The organism is Bradyrhizobium sp. Kon37, from assembly GCF_055807535.1.
This window is the reverse complement of record NZ_JBVVOY010000217.1, coordinates 1-306: the sequence shown is the minus strand read 5'-3', so window position 1 is coordinate 306 and position 306 is coordinate 1. Positions and strand designations below refer to the sequence as shown.

Below are 306 nucleotides of genomic sequence, written 5' to 3'. Positions count from 1 at the left end.
ACCAAAGCGATGCTGGAGCGGCGTGATGTGGTTGTGGTGGCGTCTGTTTCCGCGATTTATGGTCTGGGCGCTGAAGGTCAGCAATGACATTGGCAATGGTGAAGGTTTTCCCTGAGCCAGTCACGCCAAGTAACGTCTGGTGCGCCAGGCCATCTTCCAGCCCCTCTTCGAGACGTCGAATCGCCTCTGGCTGATCGCCAGAAGGTTTAAAAGCGGAATTCAGTTTGAACGGTTTACTCATGAGTCGCTACCTGAAGGAGTTGGGCGGGCAGGTATGTAATTTTACTCGTCGTACTTAATTATGCC

1 protein-coding gene is annotated in these 306 nt (G+C 52.6%); it reads right to left on the bottom strand.

Features of this window, described 5'->3' with window-relative positions; all coding sequences use genetic code 11:
- Positions 1 to 241 (bottom strand): DEAD/DEAH box helicase family protein (locus AC0L3J_RS37870; RefSeq protein WP_473350513.1); only part of this gene is annotated, 241 nt, incomplete at its 3' end.
- Positions 242 to 306: the final 65 nt, after the last annotated feature.